Consider the following 20305-nt stretch of genomic DNA (forward strand, 5'->3'; position numbering starts at 1 on the left):
CGTCGCGCGGCGCGGCGCGAGTCCGTCGCCTTCAACACGAAAAAGCCGCGCGAAGGCGGGTCCGCCGGGATCAATCGGGGCGATGCCGAGATCGCCAGGCCCCGCGGCCGGGCAAACGATGCCGACGTCATCGCCAAGGGCCGCGCCGTAAAACTCGATTTCCGCGGTTTCGCCCATGCCGGGGGCGCTTTTCTCGCGGCTGCGACGCAAGGCGATTCCGTCGACCTCAGCCTCTTCAGGATCGACAAGCAGCGCCAAAAGATTGCCGACGACGACCGGCTCCGCCGTTTCCGCCGCGTCCGGATGTTCATGCGGATCGCCCGTCGCCTGCCGCAGGTCGTCGAAGGTGAGCGGATCGACGGCGGGTTCTCCCGCCGACCGCTGCTCGAGCGTCCAGCCTTTCAGCCGCCGCCGCTGGTTCATCGCCAGCGCGACGCTGCATCGGCCCAGCAGCGTGGCGCTCTCTTCGATCGAATCGGGAATTCGCAGGCGAAGGATAATACGCGGCGCGCCGGATTCGCGCAGCCAATGCTCCATGATGGCGAAGGGCGCTTCGCGCGCGTCGGCGGCCGCCGACGATTCGAACGGCGCGGCCTCCAGGACGAGTCGGCTTTGATAGGCCGGGAAGATGCGGCGCGCCGGCGCGAGGCGGATGACGACAGCGTTGTCGGCGCGCTCGACGACGCGGCGCTGGCCGATCGCCCATACCAATCGCGCCCCGGCCGCCGCGGTCTGCTCGCGCGACAGCCGTTCGACGTCGCCGCGCGCCGGAAACGCCGCCAGCCGAAAGGCGACGGGGTCGGCGCCGCCGGCGTCCGGCAGCAACGTCAGGAGCAAACGCCAGTCGCCGCCCTGCGGCAGCTCGCGCTCCGCGGAAAGCGCCAGGATGAGTTCGGCGCCGTCGGCGGCGGTCAGTCGGACGAATCGATGCTCAGGCGGCACATCAACGACAATGATGCGGGCGCGCCAGCGCGCGGCGCCGATGACGTCGATGAGCGTGGGCGCGCTCGTAAAGCGCTCGTCGCGCGCCGAGACGACCGTGAGTTCCGGCCGGACCGCCGCGCGTTCGGCGCCTTCGAACCAGCCGATGGCCAGCCGGCGCCGCCCATCCCAGTAATAGTCGAACTGCTCTCTCCACATTGACGGCTGCGCCCGAGCGTGAGGCATGGCGACGTGGCCATGCGAAGCTGAAGTCTGGGGAAGCATATCCGCGCGCGCAGCAATCGCGCAATTCAGCGCCATCGCGCGCGCGGCCGCGCGACATTCTTATGCAGCGCCATGACGCCGTTCCGCCACAGAGTCCGCGTAAACGGCTTGAGCGACAACCGCCGCCTTTGCGCCGCCTTTGCGCCGCCTTTGCATAGGGCTCGCCCTGGCGGGCGTGAGGGCGCGGAATTCAGAGCGGATCTGACGCGCCTTCATATCAAAATTAGAGACAAATGATTAAGCGCCTATAAAGTCTGTGAAATGGTGAAGCTGGATTCATGCATTTAAGCGCAGCGTGACGCGGTCACAGATAAGTCCCTCTTACTCGGACTCGATAAATCGGTAGCCGACGCCGGGTTCGGTCACGATGATTTTGGGCGTCGCGGCGTTTTCCTCTATCTTCGCCCGTAGCTGGCCGATAAAGACGCGTAGATATTGACTGTCGTTCTGATGCGCAGGCCCCCAAACGGTCTTGAGGATTTCCCGGTGCGTCAACGGTCGGCCCGAATGTCGCGTGAGAAAAGCCAGAAGATCGAATTCCTTCGGCGTCAGTTTCACCGGCGCGCCATTTTTCGTCACCATGCGCTTATGCAAATTCACGACAAGTCCGTCGACCGCAACGCGTTCCGACTCCAAAGTCTTATCCTGGGAATGACGTAAGGCCGTGCGCATGCGCGCCAGCAGCTCTCCCATCGCGAATGGCTTCTCGACGTAATCATCCGCGCCGAGGTCGAGCGCGGCGATCTTTTCCGATTCCCGGTCGCGCGCCGAGAGAACAATCACCGGCGTTCGCGTAAGGATTCGCAGCTTTCGCAGCACTTCCTTGCCGTCCATGTCCGGAAGGCCAAGATCGAGGATGATGAGATCGGGCGAATGTTCGCCTACAGCCGCGAGCGCCTCGCGGCCTGTCGCCGCTTCGCGCACCTCATAGCCGCTCGCCGTCAGCGAAGGCCGCAAGACGCGCTGTATTTGAGGTTCGTCGTCGACGACGAGAACGCGCGCGCCGCTCATGCCGCCACGCCCCGCTGCGATTCGCGCGCGGCGGGAAAGCGCATGATGAGTCTCGTGCCTCGACGGCGTGCGGCAGGGCTTTGCGCGACGATGGTTCCGCCCATGGCGCTGACCAGACCGCGGCAGATCGAGAGGCCCAGCCCAGTTCCGGCCTTGCGGCCGTCGACGCGCCCGCTGCGATAAAACTTCTCGAAAATGCGCTCGAGGTCGGCTGCTTTGACGCCGGGCCCCTCGTCGGTCACGGTGATGACGACATCGCCGACTTCGCGCCGGGCGTGAATGATCGCGCCGGCAGGTCCGCCATATTTATGCGCATTGTCGATCAGATTGAAGAGAACCTGTCCGAGCAGATTGGCGTCGCCGCGAATAGGCGGAAGGTCGGGCGCGATGCTGATCGAAGTATCCTTGCCTGGAAAAGTTCTCTTGGCTCTTTCGAGGACGCTGCGGATCACCTCCGCCACATCGACGAGATCGCTGCGCGGCGCCAGCGCGCCCGACTCGATGCGCGACATATCGAGCATATTGGCGATGAAGCGCGACAGGCGCCCGGCCTCTTCTTCAATCGACAGCAGAAGGTCTTTGCGATCCTCCAGCGGAAGCTTCTCGCCAAGTTCGCGCAGGCTCGTCACCGCGCCGGTGATCGAGGTCAGCGGCGTGCGCAGATCATGCGACAACGCGGAGAGCAGAATCGTCCGCAATTTTTCATTTTCCTCGAGAGCCGCCGCCTTGACAGATTCGCCAACGAGCATCGAACGGTCGATTGCGATCGCGGTCTGTTCGATCAGTGAAGAAATCGTGCTTTCCGCGGCGGCGGAAAGCGGCTCCTCGGGCGTCTTGGGCTCGATCCCGCAAACGGCGACGACGCCGCGCGCCGTCGCGAGAGGCCGGAATTGAAAACGCACATTGGGCAGCGTGTCTGTCCGCCATCCGGCAGGCTCGGCTTTTTCGAGCGCCCAACGGGCGGCGGCAAGTTCGCCGGCGTCCATCCGATCGACCGGCGGCCAGGCCGCCGACACTTTCAAACCGCTCTCTTCGGGGATCAGCATGACGACGCTGGACGCTTCGCCGGCTTTCTGGATCTGCAGAGTGGAGGCCCAGAGAATGTCGTCAGGCGTCGCTATCGTGGAGAGCTTGCGAGAGAATTCGAACAGCGACTGCACGGCTTGAGACCGCTGCCGCATGTTTTGCGCGTAAGTGCGCATTTTGCTCGCGAGCATTCCCGTTATGACGGCGACCACCAACGCGACGACGAGCGTTAGAAATTCCTGCGGTTGCGAAATGGTGAGTTCATAGCGCGGACTAAAGAAGAAAAAGTCGCAGGCGAAAAAGGACAGAACCGCAGCAATGATCGCGGACCACATCCCGAGCCACACGGCGCAAAGCACGACGGGAAGCAGGAAGATGACCGACGGATTGACGAGGCCGAGCCAGCGCTCGAGGCCATAACCGACGAGGACGGTCATCATGACGGAGACCGCAGCGCCGCCGAAACCGATCCATGTCTGCGACAAGGTCGGCAATTTCCGAGCCTGTTGGCTTTGCGGCGGGCCGTCCTCCTGCACAACGACGTGAACCGCGATATCGGTCGACCGCCGAAGAATTTCGTCGGTCAGCGAGCGCCGCAGCAGTCGAGAAAAAGGCCGTGCGCGCGAGCGGCCCAAGACGATCTGCGTGATATTCTCGCGTCGCGCGAAACGCAGCGCTTCGCCTGCGAGATCGTCGCCAGAGATGCGCGCGACTTCGGCGCCGAGCCGCTCCGCGAGCCGCAGCGACTGATCGACATGTCTCACGACTTCGGCGGAGGGTTCCTCCTGGCCGACGCGCTCGACGTAAAGCGCGATCCATGTGGCGTTGAGGGCCGTGGCGAGGCGCGCCCCGGCGCGAACCACCGCCTCGGAGTTTGCATCACGCCCGACGCAGACGAGCAGACGTTCCGCCGTCGCCCAGGGTCCCTCAATCGCGCCTTGCCGCAGGAAGTCGACCATCTGATCGTCGACGCGCTCGGCCGTCCGCCGCAGCGCTAGTTCGCGCAGCGCCGTGAGGTTGCGCGGCGTGAAGAAATTCTGCGTCGCGCGTCTCGCCGTCTCGGGAACATAGACCTTGCCATCCTTCAGCCGCTGCAGCAGTTCTTCCGGCGTGATGTCGACAAGGATGACGTCGGCGGCGTTCTGCAGGACGCGGTCCGGCACGGTCTCGCGCACCGCGACGCCGGTGACGCGCGATACGACGTCGGCGAGGCTTTCCAGATGCTGGACATTGAGCGTCGTCCAGACGTCGATGCCGGCGTCGAGCAGCTCTTCGACATCCTGCCAACGTTTGGGATGGCGGCTGTCGGGCGCGTTGGTGTGCGCGAGTTCGTCGACGAGGATGAGCTGAGGCTTTCGCGCCAGCGCCGCGTCGATGTCGAATTCTTCGATGATCCGGCCGCGATAGTCGCACTTGCGACGTGGCAGAGTCTCAAGTCCGTTGAGGAGCGCTTGCGTCTCAGCGCGCCCATGCGTTTCCGCTACCCCTACGACAATATCGAGTCCCTCAGCCTTGGCCGCTTGCGCGCGCGCCAGCATCGCGTAGGTTTTGCCGACGCCGGGCGCGGCGCCGAGGAACACGCAGAGCTTCCCTTTGCTCTCCTTGTCGCTCAAGGCAAGGAGAGCATCGGGGTCAGGTCGGCGGTCGAAGTCTTCGTCATCGCGGGCCAAAGACGTCTACCTTCTCTCGCATCACCTCTATTGTAAGCGATCAAGAGCCAAATTCAGCAAGAGCACATTTACACGCGGCTCGCCGATCACGCCAAGAACGCGCCCTTCGACATTCGCTTCGACGACGGCGCGCGCCTGCGCCTCGCTGAGATTGCGGGCCTTGGCGACGGCTGCCGCCTGAGCCAGCGCGAACTGCGGCGAAATATGCGGATCAAGGCCGGAGGCGGACGTTGTCGCGGCGTCAGCGGCGACGACGTCAATCCGGCCGGCGGCGAATTCCGCCTCGATCGCCGCATTGACGCGATCGATGAGCTTCTTTGACGTTGGCCCGAGATTGGAGCCCATAGAGTTCGCTGCATTGTAGGGCGCGTCGACGGTTTTGGAAGGATCAGCTGGGTCGGAGCCTGTCGTCGCCGACGGCCGGCCGTGAAAATAGCGATCGGAGGCAAAGTTCTGTCCGATCAGCGCCGAGCCGATCACCGTTCCATCGCGTTCGATCACGCTTCCATTCGCCTGCGTCGGCAGGGCGAGTTGCGCAACGCCGGTGATCGCGAGCGGATAGAGAATTCCGGTCAGCGCGGTGAAGAGAACGATCATGACGATCGCCGGGCGAATTTGGGAGAGCATCCGAGAGCTCCTTATGCGAGATGAATGGCCGAGACGGCGAGGTCAATGAGCTTGATGCCGATGAAGGGCGCGACGAGCCCGCCGAGCCCATAGATCAGCAGATTTCGTCGCAGTAAGGCGGCGGCGCCCACGGGCCGGTAGGGCACGCCTTTCAGCGCGAGCGGGATGAGCGCGATAATGATGAGCGCGTTGAAGATCACCGCCGAGAGGATGGCCGACTGCGGCGAGGCGAGCTTCATGATGTTGATCGCCTCCAGTTCCGGATAGGCGACGACAAACAACGCTGGGATGATCGCGAAATATTTGGCGACGTCATTGGCGATCGAGAAGGTGGTCAGCGAACCGCGCGTCATCAGCAGCTGCTTGCCGATCGCGACGATTTCGATGAGCTTTGTCGGATCGCTATCGAGGTCGACCATGTTGCCCGCTTCGCGCGCCGCCTGCGTGCCCGTCTGCATGGCGACGCCAACGTCCGCCTGAGCGAGCGCCGGCGCGTCATTGGTGCCGTCGCCGCACATGGCGATCAGGCGGCCGCCCTGCTGCTCCTTACGGATATAGGCGAGTTTGTCCTCGGGCTTGGCTTGCGCGATGAAGTCGTCGACTCCCGCTTCTCCGGCGATCGCCGCGGCGGTAATCGGATTGTCGCCGGTGACCATCACGGTTTTGACGCCCATCGCGCGCAAGGCGGCGAAGCGCGATTTTATGTCGGGCTTGATAATGTCTTTGAGATGAATGACGCCGAGCAGTTTGCCGTTTTCGGACACGGCGAGGGGCGTGCCGCCCGAACGCGAGATGCGCTCGACAGCGCCTTCGAAATCAAGGGGAACGGACGCGACTTGCGCCGCGACCGCGTCGACGGCGCCCTTGCGCAGCGTCCGGCCAGGAAGATCAACGCCGGAAATGCGCGTGTGCGCCGAAAAGGGGACGATCTGCGCGTCCGGTCCGAGGTTTGGCGCTAAAGCGCCAAGCGCGCTTTTCGCCAGAGCGACGATTGAGCGCCCCTCCGGCGTTTCATCCGCGAGCGAAGCAAGCAGCGCCGCTTCGACGAAAGCATGTTCCGAAACGCCTTCGACCGGAACGAACTCGTCGGCCATGCGATTGCCGAAGGTGATGGTGCCGGTCTTGTCGAGGAGCAGCGTGTCCACGTCGCCCGCCGCCTCCACAGCGCGACCCGAGGTGGCGATGACGTTGAAGCGGATCAGCCGGTCCATGCCGGCGATGCCGATCGCCGACAAGAGTCCGCCGATCGTCGTCGGGATCAGACAGACGAGGAGCGCGATCAGCACGGTCACCGAAATCGCCGCGCCGGAGTAGATCGCGAGCGGCCAAAGCGTCACGCAGACGATGAGAAATATGATGGTCAGCCCGGACAGGAGAATCGACAGCGCAAGTTCGTTCGGCGTTTTCTGCCGCTGCGCGCCCTCGACGAGCGCGATCATCCGATCGATAAAGGTCGAACCGGGCGCCGCGGTGATCTTGACCTTGATCCAGTCGGAGAGAACCGTCGTGCCGCCGGTCACGGCGGAACGGTCGCCGCCCGCCTCGCGGATGACCGGCGCGGATTCGCCGGTGATCGCCGACTCGTTGACCGAGGCGACGCCTTCGATCACTTCGCCGTCGCCGGGGATGAGGTCGCCCGCCTCGACCAGCACCAGGTCGCCGAGTTTGAGATCGAGCGCCGAAACGCCTTCATAGACGTCCTTCATGCCGCTCTTGTTCTGCGGATCAATCAACCGTTTGGCGTGTGAATCGCTACGCGTCCTGCGCAGCGCGTCCGCCTGCGCCTTTCCGCGTCCCTCCGCCACCGCTTCGGCAAAATTGGCGAAAAGCACGGTGAACCACAGCCAGGCGGCGATCTGCCCCGAGAAAACGGCGGCGCCGTTCTGGGCAAGGAGATCGCGCACAAAGAACGCCGTGACCACCGCCGACACGACTTCCGTGACGAAGATCACCGGATTGCGCGCGAGGCGTCTGGGATCGAGCTTCCTGAAGGCGTCGATGGCGGCGCGCTTCGTGATCGCGGCGTCGAATAGACCGGGAGCGGCGACCTTATGCGACATCTGACATGCTCCTTAGAAGGTTTTTCCGGCAAGCAGCGCGAAATGCTCGACGATGGGGCCGAGCGCAAGCGCCGGGAAATATTGCAGCAGATAGAGGATGACGATGACGCCGAGCAGCAGGCCAATGAAGAGAGGCCCATGCGTCGGGAAGGTTCCCACCGAGGCGGCGCCCTTCTTTTTCGCCGCGAACGCGCCGGCGATCGCCAACACGGGAATGACAAAGGCGAAGCGTCCGAGCAGCATCGCGACGCCGAGCGTCGTGTTGTACCAAGGCGTATTGCCCGTTAGGCCTGCGAAAGCCGATCCGTTGTTATCCGTCGCTGAAGCGAATGCGTAAAGGATTTCGGAAAGCCCGTGCGGGCCGGCGTTGTTCAGACTAGCGAGGCCGGTCTGAAGCATGACTGAAACGCCGGTGAAGCCAAGCACGCTGAGCGGATAGATCAGCACCGCCAGCATCGCGAGCTTCATCTCGCGCGTCTCGATCTTCTTGCCGAGATATTCCGGCGTGCGGCCGACCATAAGCCCGGCGATGAAAACGGCGATGATCGCCAGCACCAGAAAGCCGTAGAGTCCGGCGCCGACGCCGCCCGGCGCGATGCTGCCCATCAGCATGTTGAACAAGGGCACGAGACCGCCGAGCGGCATGAAGGAGTCGTGCATGGCGTTGACGGCGCCGCAGCTGGTGCCGGTCGTCGCGGCGGCGAATAGCGCGCTCATCGCGGGGCCGAAGCGGACCTCCTTGCCTTCCATATTGCCAGGCGACGGATCGACGCCGATCTCGGTCAGCAACGGATTGCCGCCTGCCTCGGCCCAGTAAGCGACCAGAACGCCTGCGACGAGCACGATCATCATCGTGATGGCGATCGCGCGACCTTGTCGATAGTCGAAGACCGCACGCCCGAAGGCGAAGGCCGTGGCGAAGGGGATGACGAGCAGCGCCCAGATCTCCAGCATGTTGGAAAGGGCGTTCGGGCTCTCGAAAGGATGCGCGGAATTGGCGTTGAAGAAGCCGCCGCCATTCGTGCCGAGTTCCTTGATCGCCTCTTGGCTGGCCACCGGGCCTATGGCCAGCGTCTGCTTGGCGCCTTCGAGCGTTGTCGCTTCGATCGAGCCTTGAAGCGTTTGCGGCACGCCGAGAGCGACCAGGGCGAGCGCGACGACGATCGACATCGGCAGGAGCACGTAAAGCGTCGAACGGGTGAGGTCGACCCAGAAATTGCCGATTGTCGGCGATTCGGCGCGCGAGAAACCGCGCACCAAGGCGAAGGCCATCGCAAGGCCCGTCGCAGCGGACACAAAATTGTGCACCGTGAGGCCGAGCATCTGCGTCAGATGGCTCATCGTCGACTCGCCGCCGTAGTTCTGCCAGTTGGTGTTGGTGACGAAGCTCATCGACGTGTTGAAGGCGAGGTCGGCGGGAACCCCGCTAAAGCCCTGAGGGTTGAGCGGCAGATAGGCCTGGAGCCGCTGCAGGGCGTAGAGCGACGCAAATCCAACGACGCTGAAGGCCAGCATGGCCATCGTGTAGGCAAGCCAGTTTTGCTCCCGCGCAGGATCAACGCCGGCGAGTCTGTAGAAGACGCGCTCAATGGGCGAGAGCGCGGGAGAGAGCAGGCTGCGCTCGCCCGCTAAGACGGTGGCTATGTAATTGCCGAGCGGAACAGCCGCGACAATAACGGCAAGCAGGACGATGGCGATTTGCGCCAGCCCAATGGACGTCATGGCGAACGCTCGGCATGCGCCGAGCCTCCCTTTAGAATTTTTCCGGATGGAGCAGCGTATAGGCGAGATAGGCGCCGAGAAGAACGGCGACGATCAGTCCAATGACAGGTTCAAACATGCGGTTCTCCTAAAGGCGCCCGCAGGCCCGCGCATAGGCGCCGACGATCGCAAATGGGAAAAGACCGAGGCCAACGTACAGAATATCGAGCATGGTTCCTCTCCGCGCTTACCGGCGCCGTGAATCAATGCGCGCACGCCGCGCGCGCATCTCGTGAACCAGATTGTTCGCGATCACAAAGATAAAGGCCGCGACGCCGAGGCCAATGAGAGATAGAGGCATGAGCGCATCTCGCTTTATTGTCGCGTTCTCGCTTCGGTCTTCGCCACACGAGAATGACGAACCGCAATTTGCGCGGGAATGATGTAAAGGCGCTATTAGGATTTCGGTCGGTCGAGGCCGCTCACATGGCGCTTCACATGGCGCTCGCTCGCGGGTCGTCTAGGGTGGTGAGCAAATGGATGGATGAGTGGCAATCAAACGACATTCGCATCGTGAAATTAGTTTGAAGCGGTCCTGTTACGACATTTTGTTGCAATGCGCGAAGTTCCCGCTCGCCTGTATGCTCTCAGAAAAGCATCAATTCCGGCGTCGACCTTCGCGGTAACGGAGGCTTCGGCTCCCGGTTCGAGACCGAGCGCCGTGTGAAGCGGTAGGTCCCCGCGGACAAGACTCAAAAAATGGCTAGCGGCTTCATTCGCGTCTGAGAACGTCAGCAGGCCGCGGTCTTTGGCCTCTTCGAGCAACGCCGCGACGCGCATGAGCTCGTTTTTCGGCCCACTTTCAAAGAAGAGCCTGCAGAGTTGCGGAAAGCGCATGCGCTCACTGGAAATCGCCTGAAAAAACGCCATCGACTCCGGCGTCAAATACACCTCGACAAATTGACGCGCGAAGCTTCGAAGCGCCTCGACAAGGCCGATATCGAGATCTGGCATCTGCAGCCTGCTCGCTTTCAGGCGGCATTCCGCTTCGATCAAATGGGCGAACAAAGCTTCCTTGCTCGGAAAGTAAGCGTAAAGCGTCGCCTTCGACACGCAAGCGGACCGCGCGATCGCGTCCATGCTCGTCTCGGCGAAACCCTGTTCAAGGAATAATTTTCGCGCGGCCTCGATTACGGAACATTCCTTCCGTCCCGCAACATGCGCCTCTGTCGATCCTGCCGCCGTCGCATGATCCGTCGACGGGCTCTTCATGGCGGGTTCCTCGATTTCAGTCTTCATACCGGCGACGCCGCCGACTCTTGCTTCAAGGCTCTGCCCCCGCGCCATACGCTCATTCCCCACGCCTCCACCGAGGCTGAACCGGCAAAGCCGGTGGCGTGACGTCATCTATCGGCCCACTTTCGAAAAGTTTCAAACTAAACGACCCAGTTCAATTTTAGCGTTGACAGGCGCCAAAGGGCAAGCATAAAACTGAACCGTTCAGTTCAACCTGGGCCCAGTATGATTATGGAGGGCGCCTCAAATATTCCGGCCTTTGCTCAACCCGCTTGTGGGGAATCGCGTCGCTGTTCCGCTGGGAAGGCCTAAGGCGCGAAACATCGATCGGCCCCAAAGGACATTGCTTAGCTCAAAGGAAAGGGCGGCTGTGTTGGGGCTTTTGCTTGCCGCGTCACTGTCCGGCTGCGCGGTGGGTCCCGACTTTGCCGCGCCCGATGCGCCCTTGGGCGCGGGCTATGCGGTGGGCAAGCCTGCCAACATCACCCAGTCGGCGGCCATCGCGGGCGGCGGCGCACAAAGGCTCGTTCCTGGCCGCGACATTCCGGGGGAATGGTGGCGACTGTTCCGCTCGAAGCAAATTTCGGCGCTCGTGGCCGAGGCGGTGCGCAATCATCCAAACATCGCGGCCGCGGAAGCGGCGCTTCGCCAGGCGCGGGAGACGACGGAAGCCGATGTAGGCTCCTTCTTTCCATCGGCCACTCTGACCCAGAGCGTGTCGCGCCAGCAAATGACGACGGCGCAATTCGGCGGTTTCGGGCAAAGCTCCTCGTCGAGCTCCTCGTCCAGCGGATCGCAAAGCTCTTCGTCGAGCGGGCCGACGGCGTACATCTATACGCTCCATAATTCGAATGCCGCGGTGTCCTTCACGCCCGACGTCTTCGGCAAGACGGCGCGCACGGTCGAGAGCGATATCGCCGCGGCCGAATATCAGCGCTTCCAGCTTGAAGCGACCTATCTGGCGCTGACCGCCAATGTGGTGACCGCGGCGATCGCCGATTCCTCCTACGCCTCGCAGATCAAGGTCACGCGCGTACTCATCGCCGACTATCAGAAGCAACTCGATATTCTGCAGAAGCGCTTCGAACTCGGCGCCGTGAGCGCGGCCGACGTCGTCTCGGAAAAGGCGCTCGTCGCTCAGGCGCAAGCGACGCTGCCGCCGCTCGAAAAGGCGCGGGCGCAGACGCGCAATCAGCTCATGGCCTATCTCGGCCGCTTTCCCAATGACGACAAGGGAGAGGCGATCGACATAGAGCATCTGCATCTGCCGCGCGATCTGCCGTTAAGCCTGCCCTCCAATCTGGTGCGCCAGCGTCCCGACCTTCTTTCGGCGGAGGCGCAGTTGCATCAGGCGAGCGCCAATGTCGGCGTCGCCACGGCAAATATGCTGCCGCAGCTCACGCTGACGGGCAATGGCGGCAGCCAAGCGACCAATTTCTCGCAATTATTCTTACCGCAGACCTCGGTCTATAATCTGGCGACGCAGGTCTCCGGCCAGGCGTTCGACGCCGGCAGATTGTTCCACCAGCGCGAGGCGAAGCTCGCCGCGCTCGAACAGTCGGAAGCGCAATATCGCGCGACCGTGATCAGCGCCTTCCAGAACGTCGCCGACGCCTTGCAGGCGATCAAGCATGACGCGGAGACGCTGCGTGCGCAGGTTGCGGCTGAAAAGGCCGCCGCCGAAAGCTTGGATATCTCGGAAGCCCAATATGCGGCCGGCTCGACCACCTATACGACGGTGCTCAACGCCGAGCAGACTCTGCTCAGCGCCCGTCTCAATCGCGTTCAGGCGCAGGCCGCGCGCTTCTCCGACACGGCGGCGCTGATGCAGGCGCTCGGCGGCGGTTGGTGGAATCGCCTCGACGAGACGCCGGCGTCGCTTCCCAAACCCACCGACCTCATTTCAACCCTGCCGATCGCGGCGGCCATACGCGCCGAGGCTGAGGAACGCTCCCGTGCCCGTTAACACACTATTGCAAGACCGACTCGGATCGATGTTCAAGCCCATGATGATCATGCTGGCGAGCGTCGCCCTCGTGTTCGCAGCCCTATACGGCTTCGTCAGTTTCCGCTCGGTGATGATCGGGCGGTTCCTCGCCTCCATGGCCAATCCGCCACAGACCGTGTCGGTGACGACGGCCGCCTATCGGGAATGGCGCCCGAAGTTTTCAGCGATCGGCACGTTCCGCGCCGTTAATGGCGCGGACCTCTCGCTCGAAACCTCCGGCATCGTTGAGAAGATCCACTTCCAGTCGGGCCAGGACGTCGAGGCGGGGCAAGTTCTCATCGAGCTGCGCAAGGATACGGACAACGCCCGGCTTGAAGCGTTGAAAGCCACGGCGGAGCTCAACGCCATCAACCTGCGCCGCGACCAGTCGCAGCTCAAAATCCATGCGGCGAGTCAGGCGACAGTGGATTCGGACGTCGCCAATCTGAGAAGCGCCAACGCCCAAGTCGTGCAGCAGGAGGCGGTGATCGCGCAGAAGACTCTGCTCGCGCCCTTTGCCGGAAGGCTCGGCATCCGCCAGATTGATCTTGGCCAATATATCGGCGCCGGAACGGTGATCGTCACCTTGCAGGCGCTTGATCCGATTTTTCTCGACTTTGTCCTGCCCCAGCAGGACTTGAACGGCGTTTCGGTCGGCCAAACGATCGCCGCGACGGTCGACGCCTTTCCCGGCCAGAGCTTTACCGGCAAGATCGACGCGATCAGCTCCAAGGTGGATCTCGCGAGCCGCAACGTGCAGATACGCGCGAGCCTCGCCAATGCCGAACGCAAGCTGCGCCCCGGCATGTTCGCTTCGGTGGAAATCGCGACCGGCAAGCCACAGCGCCTCATCACGCTGCCGCAAACGGCGATCGTCTATGCGCCGTTCGGCAATTCGGTGTTCCTTGCGCAAAAAAGCGAGGAGAGCGCCGATAAGAAGACGCCGCAAGGCTCCGGGCTCGTCGCGCATCAAGCCTTCGTTCGGCTCGGCGAGTCGCGCGGCGATGAAGTGTCGGTCCTCGAAGGCGTGCCCGAAGGCGCCACGGTCGTCACGGCCGGTCAGGTCAAGCTGCGCAACGGCTCGCCGCTGGCCATTTCGCAAGAGCCGTCACCGCCTGTCGACGCCTATCCCAGGCCCGTGGATCAGTGACGGAGATTTCGCAAGATGCGTTTCACTGACATTTTCGTGCGCCGCCCGGTGCTCGCCAGCGTGTTGAGCCTGCTGATCCTGGTGCTTGGCCTGAGATCGCTGGCGACTCTGTCCGTGCTGCAATATCCGCGCACGCAAAACGCCGTTGTCACGGTGACAACATCCTATTTTGGCGCCGATCCGGCGACCGTCGCCGGTTTCGTCACGACGCCGCTCGAAAACGCCGTCGCGCAGGCGAATGGCATCGACTATCTCACCTCGACGAGTCAGATCGGGGTGAGCACGATCACCGCCAATCTGCGGCTGAACTATGATTCCGGCAAGGCGCTCACCGAGATCAGCACCAAGATCGATTCGGTGCTCAACCAATTGCCGCAGGCCGTGCAGCGCCCCGTCATCACCGTCAAGATCGGTCAGTCGACCGACGCCATGTATATTGGCTTCAGCAGCGACATCCTCACGCCGAGCCAGGTGACGGACTATCTCATCCGCGTCGTGCAGCCGCGTCTACAATCGGTGCCTGGCGTGCAGACGGCGGAGCTTATCGGCGGCAAGACCTTTGCGCTCAGAGCCTGGCTCGATCCGGTGAAGCTCGCCGCCTATGGACTCACCGCCAGCGAAGTGGCGGCGTCCCTCCAGAGCAATGACTATATCGCCGGCCTCGGCTCGACCAAGGGCCAATGGGTTCAGGTCAATCTCTCGGCGGCGACCTCGCTCCATTCGCTCGAGGAGTTTCGCAACCTCGTCGTCAAGCAGGTGAACGGCGCGAATGTGAAGCTGCGCGACGTCGCCAATGTCACGCTCGGCGCGGACGACTATGAATCCTCGGTGTCGTTCGACGGCAGGCAGGCGGTGTATATCGGCATTCTCGTGGCGCCGAACGCGAATCTGCTCGATGTCGTCAAAGGCGTCAAAGACGCCTATCCCGACATTGTCAAAGCGCTGCCGCAAGGCTTGAACAGCGAAATCGTCTACGACACGACGAATTTCGTGAACAGCTCCATCGATGAGGTGATTCACACGCTGATCGAAGCGGTCCTCATCGTCACCGCCGTCGTCTTCGTGTTTTTGGGATCGTGGCGCTCGGTGCTGATCCCGATCATGGCGATCCCGCTTTCGCTCATCGGCTCGCTGACGTTTCTCCTCGCTTTCGGCTTCTCGATCAATCTGCTGACGCTTCTGGCGCTCGTGCTGGCGATCGGCCTCGTGGTCGACGACGCCATCATCGTCGTCGAAAACGTCAACCGTCATCTCGGCGAAGGCCTCGCGCCTGTCGACGCCGCGCTGCTGGCGGCGCGGGAGCTCGCGGGGCCGATCATCGCCATGACGATCGTGCTGATCGCCGTCTATGTGCCGATCGGCTTCCAGGGCGGCCTCACCGGCGCGCTCTTCGTCGAATTCGCTTTCACTCTCGCGGCCGCGGTCACCGTGTCCGGCATCGTCGCGCTCACTTTGTCGCCGGTCAGCTGCGCTTTGGCGCTCAAGCCCCCGAAGCGAGGCGAGGAGACGCTTGAGTCCCGCATCGTCGGCTTCATCGACGCGCGGATGGACGCCGTCCGAGACAGCTATCACCGTCTGCTGGATTCCTCCCTCAATTACGTGCCGGTGACGCTCGTCTTCGGCGGGCTGGTGCTTTCCAGCATCTATTGGCTTTACGCCAGCGCCAAGAGCGAACTCGCGCCAAATGAGGATCAGGGCATCATTCTGGCGCAGGCGACTCCGGCGCCCAACGCCACTCTCCAACAAAAGCTGTACTACGCCGATCAGGCCTATAAAATCATCGCCAAACATCCAGAGACCGACAGCGTGTTCCAGATCAATTCGCCAGGGGCGAATCTGACGGGCGTCGTGCTCAAGCCTTCGGATGAGCGCAAGGTCGGGGCGGAGGACTTGCAGCATATGCTCCAGCAGGAGCTGAGCGCCGTTGCGGGCGTGCGCTTCGTCGCCTTCCAGCCGCCGCCGCTCCCCGGCTCGATGGGCTTGCCGATTCAATTCGTCTTCCAGAGCACCGACCCTTTCGAGAAGATGGACGGCATCTCCCGCGAATTCCTGTCGAAAGCTCTGGCGACAGGAAAGTTCATGTTCCTCGACACCGATCTCAAGATTGATCAGCCGCAGTTGTCGCTTGTCATCGACCGCGAAAAGACCGCGCAACTCGGCCTGAGAATGATCGACGTCGGCGGGGCGCTCACCACCGCGCTGAGCGGCGGCTATACGCAATATTTCGGGCTCGCCGGCCGTTCGTACAAAGTCATTCCGCAGGTCGCCCAACGGTTTCGACTGAACCCGGATCAGATCTTGAATTATTACATCAAGACGGCGGACGGCTCCTTGGCGCCGCTTTCGACCGTCGCCAAGCTCGAAACCGCCATCGTTCCCGAGTCGCTCAATCACTTCCAGCAGATTAATTCGGTGACGATTTCTGGCGTCGCCGCGCCTGGCGTCATCGCCGGCGAGGCGCTCGATACGCTGAAAGAGGTCGCGCGCCAAACATTGCCCGCGACCTATACGATCGACTATGCCGGACCCTCGCGTCAGTTCATTCAGGAGTCGAGCGGCTTCGCGGTGACGTTTGGCTTCGCGCTCATCATCATCTTTCTGGCGCTCGCCGCGCAATTCGAGAGCTACCGCGATCCGCTGATCATTCTCGTCTCCGTCCCAATGTCGATCGCCGGCGCGCTGGTGTTCATCATGCTCGGCTTTGGCGGCGCGAGCATCAATATCTACACCCAGGTTGGCCTGGTGACATTGATGGGCCTGATCAGCAAACACGGCATTCTGATCGTGGAGTTCGCCAATGAATTGCAGCACGGCGGCAAGTCGAAACGGGAAGCGATCCTGGAGGCCACGTCAATTCGTCTGCGTCCAATCCTTATGACCACCGCGGCGATGGTGCTCGGCGTCTTGCCGCTCGTCATGGCGACGGGCGCGGGCGCGGCGTCGCGCTTCAACATGGGCCTGGTGATCGCCTCGGGCCTTTCCATCGGCACCTTGTTCACGCTGTTTGTTCTGCCCGCGGTCTATCTCGTCCTCGCGGCGGACCACTCGGGGTCGCGCAAGAAAGCCGCGCTCGATCTTGTGTCGCCAGCGACTCCATGAATGCGGTCGACATGCAGGCGCTGCGCGATGTGTTCGATGCGAACCATGACGGAAAGCTCAGCGCCGGCGACGCGAAATTTCTGGCAATACAAGCTAATCGTCAGCAACGCCGCAGGGTTCGTGGGCGACCCGCGCCAGCTCAATGGATTGATGCTCCTGCCTGCGGCGATCTCGACGGCCACAGCCACCACAACTCAATTTATGTGAGACGCGAAAATGCAGAGCAAAGATGCGAATCGCACACCATTTGGTGCCGTTGCAAATCTAGGGTATTTTATAGCGACTATTTGTTTAGCAATACTTTTCTTATGGAGGATTTTATACCGAGAGTATGGCTTTGAGCACATTTATCGTTATTACGTCGTGTCCATGATGTTTATGGCGTGTGCAGCCATCATAACGACGCTAACTATTTATTCTATCGACGATCAGTGCGACTATTGCAGGAAGCGCCAAGCGAAAATCGGGCCATTTTTGTATGGGTTATATAAGGTAATATTTGTACTATTTCTTTGTGCATATATTTTCATAGTTTATAAGGTCGGATTCACGGTTATTATCGATGAATTTTTTGACGAAGTTAGTATAATGGGTCTGCTAACGCTTTGTGTATTTGTGACTCTCCTCCAAATTCTGCTCGTTCCTTATATATACGACTTTATACCAGCAAAGAAAAACGACTTATCAGACATTTGATAGTCATCGGTCAATATAGTCCATAGTATCTATAGGGGGCCTCAGCGGCCGATAAGGGACCCACGCAGTTCAATCTCCGTCAGCCGCCCGAACGCTGATGCTTTTTTAAGGGGAATATTAAAATGAAAGGAGGCTTATGGCGTCGGGGGGGACTCATTGATTTTGCGCGCCTGGAATTCCGTTCGAAGGCCGTGCTGATCTTCGTTTTTCTTCTATTCCAGTTTGTGGCGCTGCCGCCTATTGGCATGATTATCGTCTTCGTTGTGTTGTCTTGTCTTGTATTTCCATTTTTTGGACTGATACCCCCGTCGTTCATGGAAGAGGCGCCACCAGTCGTGGGGTGGACTGTGATTGCTCTCGTGGCGCTTGCTGCATTTGTAGTTTCTTCTCTTCCTATCGCTATATACTGTAAAATACCTTGGAGGCTGATTGTGCTATTAGCAATTATCGGCATATCTGAAGTATTATTAATTTTTTGTATCTCACCATCATCTATTTACAGATGAAATAGGTCAGGGTGCATTCGGTTGATCTATAAGAGAGGGTGAATAAGGATGGATGTGAAAGGTGTGTTTTCGAGCATCGCCAATTTATTTGACAATATTTTCGGCGGCATCCGCGATTTCTTCAGCAGTATCTTTCCGTGGCGCTTGATTTGAACGGCGACGGCGTGCAGCTGACGCCGGTGGCCGCCTGGGCCGCTCCGGGCGACGCGCTTTTGGCTTATGACGCCAATAATGACGGTAACCGCTGTTATCAGGCCACGTCTTTGAGCACGGCGGGCGTCGCGTAGGCCCAAGGCATCAGTTCATCGAGTTTGCTCGCGAGATGGCCGTCGACGATCTTCGTGAAGACGTCGGCCATATAGGCTTGCGGATCGACGCCATTGAGTTTTGCAGGTTTCGATGAGCGACGCGATGATCGCCCAGTTCTCTGCGCCGCCGTCGGAGCCGGCGAAGAGCGCATTTTTGCGATTGAGGGCAATGGGTCTGATGGCGCGTTCGACGATATTGGAGTCGATCTCGATCCGTCCGTCATCGATGAAGCGGGTGAGGCCGTCCCAGCGCGAGAGCGCGTAGCGGATCGCTTCGGCAAGCTTGGTCTTCTGGCTGATCAGCGCGAGTTTTTCGCGCAACCAGGGTTTGAGCGCGTCGACGATTGGGCGGGATTTGTCCAGTCGCGCCGCACGCCGTTCGTCTGCGTTGCGTCCGCGAATGTCTTTTTCAACGGCGTAAAGCGCACCGATGCGCGTCAGCGCCTCCTTGGCGATCGGCGCCTGACCGGCGGCGGCGAGGTCATAAAAGCGCCTGCGGACGTGCGCCCAGCAGAAGGCGAGCGACACGCTGTTTTTCTGCGCCAGCGCGCGATAGCCGGCGTAGCCGGTGGAGTGGACGCCCCCGACGGCATCAAACGTGCGAAAATGCGGGTGTGTTTAGGACCCAACAAGGAGGACGTCCATGAATGAGATTACGATCGTTGGTGTGGATCTGGCAAAGAATGTTTTCGTGCTCCACGGCGCAAGTGCGGATGGCAGAATGCTCCTCCGCAAGAAGCTCAGCCGTGGCAGGATGCTCGAGTTCTTCGCCCAGCTGCCGACGTGCATGGTTGCGATGGAGGCATGTGCCAGCGCGCATTATTGGGGGCGAGAGATTGGCAAGCTCGGTCACAATGTTCGATTGATTAATCCTTCGTATGTGAAGCCGTTTGTCAAACGCCAGAAGAATGATGCCGCAGATGCTGAGGCGATAGCCGAAGCAGCGTCTCGACCGACTATGCGTTTCGTTGCGGTCAAGAGCGCCGAGAAACAAGCATCATCCATGGCTTTCAAGATTCGAGATCTGCTGGTCCGTCAACGCACCCAGACGATTAACGCACTGCGCGGGCATTTGATGGAGTATGGCCTGGTTGTTGCTCAGGGTGCCAGGCACATCTCGAGGCTAAGGGAATTGATCGAAACGCACACCGACTTGCCGGAGGTCGCCAGAGAACTCTGCGGCGAGCTCGTGCTGCACATCGAGGCTCTTTCGGAGAGGATTGCAATGCTCGAGAAAGATCTGCGTAGGCGCGCCCGAAGGGACGCAGTAGCATCACGTCTGATGACTATTCCCGGAATTGGTGCAATCTGCGCCACGGCAATGGAAGCGCTGGCGCCATCAGCAGAGACCTTTGCAAAGGGTCGCGATTTCGCCGCCTGGATTGGCCTCACGCCCAGACAGAACTCGTCCGGAGGGAAGGACCGCCTCGGCAAAACCTCCAAGATGGGGCAACGAGATCTGCGACGCCTTCTGGTTCTTGGGGCCACCGCCGTGGTCCGGTGGGCGAGACGCTACGGAGCATCAGCATCAGCTGGCTCCTGGCTGGCGCGCATGCTGGCCAGGAAGCCGCCGAAGCTAGTCGCTATCGCTTTAGCAAACAAATTGGCACGCATCGCTTGGGCGCTAATGGCTCACGGTGGTGTCTATAAAACTCCGGTCTCCGGCTCCGCATAAGGCAAAACCAGAGGTCGCGAGACGTCGGAATGTGGTGAGGTCTAACGGAGGATTATGGGCAATCGGTCAGAGACTGGATCGGAAGAATCATTAGGTCGATGAGTGCCTAGAGCACGCGTAGCCGAATTGGATCCGATCCACGAATTCCATAAGGGCCCGCGACGTGTTGAAGTCGCTTTACGAGGCCGGACACACGTCAGCACCCGACCACATGCCCTGACCAAAGTGAGATTTTGCTTGCATTTTCCGGGGCGTCCACACACATCGACCTGCACGACGCCACTGAA

At 61.1% G+C, this 20305-nt stretch carries 14 protein-coding genes and 2 pseudogenes; 7 read left to right on the forward strand and 9 right to left on the reverse strand.

What is annotated here, in order from left to right:
- The 8 genes and pseudogenes from NEI07_RS08455 to NEI07_RS08485 form a co-directional block, all read right to left on the reverse strand.
- A pseudogene (locus NEI07_RS08455) lies at window positions 1–1140 on the reverse strand (hypothetical protein); the annotation flags it as partial.
- 387 nt (window positions 1141–1527) lie between these two features.
- On the reverse strand, window positions 1528–2217 hold the full coding sequence (locus NEI07_RS08460) for a response regulator (protein ID WP_256033987.1): 690 nt from the start codon (window positions 2215–2217) through the stop codon (window positions 1528–1530).
- On the reverse strand, window positions 2214–4913 hold the full coding sequence (locus NEI07_RS08465; protein WP_256033988.1) for a sensor histidine kinase: 2700 nt from the start codon (window positions 4911–4913) through the stop codon (window positions 2214–2216). The genes NEI07_RS08460 and NEI07_RS08465 overlap by 4 nt, the downstream gene beginning before the upstream one ends.
- Window positions 4914–4940: 27 nt before the next feature.
- On the reverse strand, window positions 4941–5540 hold the full coding sequence (gene kdpC / locus NEI07_RS08470) for a potassium-transporting ATPase subunit KdpC (protein ID WP_256033990.1): 600 nt from the start codon (window positions 5538–5540) through the stop codon (window positions 4941–4943).
- 11 nt (window positions 5541–5551) lie between these two features.
- Window positions 5552–7600, reverse strand: a complete 2049-nt coding sequence (gene kdpB / locus NEI07_RS08475) for a potassium-transporting ATPase subunit KdpB (RefSeq protein ID WP_256033991.1) — start codon at window positions 7598–7600, stop codon at window positions 5552–5554.
- A 12-nt stretch (window positions 7601–7612) separates the two neighbouring features.
- Window positions 7613–9322: a potassium-transporting ATPase subunit KdpA gene (kdpA, locus tag NEI07_RS08480; protein ID WP_256033992.1), complete on the reverse strand. Its 1710-nt coding sequence runs from the start codon at window positions 9320–9322 to the stop codon at window positions 7613–7615.
- Window positions 9323–9353: 31 nt separating this feature from the next.
- On the reverse strand, window positions 9354–9440 hold the full coding sequence (gene kdpF, locus NEI07_RS19720) for a K(+)-transporting ATPase subunit F (protein ID WP_083481374.1): 87 nt from the start codon (window positions 9438–9440) through the stop codon (window positions 9354–9356).
- A 440-nt stretch (window positions 9441–9880) separates the two neighbouring features.
- Window positions 9881–10600 (reverse strand): TetR/AcrR family transcriptional regulator, encoded by a 720-nt coding sequence (locus NEI07_RS08485; protein WP_256033993.1) that lies wholly within the window; start codon window positions 10598–10600, stop codon window positions 9881–9883.
- A 271-nt stretch (window positions 10601–10871) separates the two neighbouring features.
- Between NEI07_RS08485 and NEI07_RS08490 the strand changes: the two genes are divergently transcribed.
- The 6 genes from NEI07_RS08490 (at window position 10872) to NEI07_RS08515 (ending at window position 18322) form a co-directional block, all read left to right on the forward strand.
- The gene (locus NEI07_RS08490; protein ID WP_407659872.1) at window positions 10872–12563 is read left to right on the forward strand and encodes an efflux transporter outer membrane subunit; all 1692 of its coding nucleotides are present in this window, start codon (window positions 10872–10874) and stop codon (window positions 12561–12563) included.
- A gap of 28 nt (window positions 12564–12591) precedes the next feature.
- Window positions 12592–13734, forward strand: coding sequence for an efflux RND transporter periplasmic adaptor subunit (locus NEI07_RS08495; protein WP_256033998.1), 1143 nt, complete (start codon window positions 12592–12594; stop codon window positions 13732–13734).
- Between the two features lie 15 nt (window positions 13735–13749).
- Entirely contained in the window at window positions 13750–16833 is a 3084-nt protein-coding gene (locus tag NEI07_RS08500; RefSeq protein WP_256034000.1) for an efflux RND transporter permease subunit, read from the forward strand.
- Complete coding sequence (locus NEI07_RS08505) at window positions 16830–17174, forward strand: hypothetical protein (protein ID WP_256034001.1); 345 nt, start codon at window positions 16830–16832, stop codon at window positions 17172–17174. The genes NEI07_RS08500 and NEI07_RS08505 overlap by 4 nt, the downstream gene beginning before the upstream one ends.
- A gap of 477 nt (window positions 17175–17651) precedes the next feature.
- Window positions 17652–18035 (forward strand): hypothetical protein, encoded by a 384-nt coding sequence (locus NEI07_RS08510; protein WP_256034003.1) that lies wholly within the window; start codon window positions 17652–17654, stop codon window positions 18033–18035.
- A 149-nt stretch (window positions 18036–18184) separates the two neighbouring features.
- Entirely contained in the window at window positions 18185–18322 is a 138-nt protein-coding gene (locus NEI07_RS08515; protein WP_256034005.1) for a hypothetical protein, read from the forward strand.
- Here NEI07_RS08515 and tnpC read toward each other — a convergent pair.
- Window positions 18286–18910: pseudogene (gene tnpC, locus NEI07_RS08520) on the reverse strand (IS66 family transposase); the annotation flags it as partial. The gene NEI07_RS08515 and the pseudogene tnpC sit on opposite strands and share 37 nt — an antisense overlap.
- 76 nt (window positions 18911–18986) lie before the next feature.
- Here tnpC and NEI07_RS08525 point away from each other — a divergent pair.
- A complete protein-coding gene (locus NEI07_RS08525; RefSeq protein ID WP_256034004.1) occupies window positions 18987–20018 on the forward strand; it encodes an IS110 family RNA-guided transposase in 1032 nt (343 codons plus the stop codon).
- The last annotated feature ends 287 nt before the right edge of the window (window positions 20019–20305 follow it).

The organism is Methylocystis suflitae, from assembly GCF_024448135.1.
Taxonomy (GTDB): Bacteria; Pseudomonadota; Alphaproteobacteria; order Rhizobiales; family Beijerinckiaceae; genus Methylocystis; species Methylocystis suflitae.

Excerpts from the sequence above, each read along its gene's own strand:
- NEI07_RS08460 (WP_256033987.1), bottom strand. The coding sequence starts at position 2,217 with ATGAGCGGCGCGCGCGTTCTCGTCGTCGACGACGAACCTCAAATACAG.
- kdpC (WP_256033990.1), bottom strand. The coding sequence starts at position 5,540 with ATGCTCTCCCAAATTCGCCCGGCGATCGTCATGATCGTTCTCTTCACC.
- kdpB (WP_256033991.1), bottom strand. The coding sequence starts at position 7,600 with ATGTCGCATAAGGTCGCCGCTCCCGGTCTATTCGACGCCGCGATCACG.
- kdpA (WP_256033992.1), bottom strand. The coding sequence starts at position 9,322 with ATGACGTCCATTGGGCTGGCGCAAATCGCCATCGTCCTGCTTGCCGTT.
- kdpF (WP_083481374.1), bottom strand. The coding sequence starts at position 9,440 with ATGTTTGAACCTGTCATTGGACTGATCGTCGCCGTTCTTCTCGGCGCC.
- NEI07_RS08485 (WP_256033993.1), bottom strand. The coding sequence starts at position 10,600 with ATGAAGACTGAAATCGAGGAACCCGCCATGAAGAGCCCGTCGACGGAT.
- NEI07_RS08495 (WP_256033998.1), top strand. The coding sequence starts at position 12,592 with ATGTTCAAGCCCATGATGATCATGCTGGCGAGCGTCGCCCTCGTGTTC.
- NEI07_RS08500 (WP_256034000.1), top strand. The coding sequence starts at position 13,750 with ATGCGTTTCACTGACATTTTCGTGCGCCGCCCGGTGCTCGCCAGCGTG.
- NEI07_RS08505 (WP_256034001.1), top strand. The coding sequence starts at position 16,830 with ATGAATGCGGTCGACATGCAGGCGCTGCGCGATGTGTTCGATGCGAAC.
- NEI07_RS08510 (WP_256034003.1), top strand. The coding sequence starts at position 17,652 with ATGAAAGGAGGCTTATGGCGTCGGGGGGGACTCATTGATTTTGCGCGC.
- NEI07_RS08525 (WP_256034004.1), top strand. The coding sequence starts at position 18,987 with ATGAATGAGATTACGATCGTTGGTGTGGATCTGGCAAAGAATGTTTTC.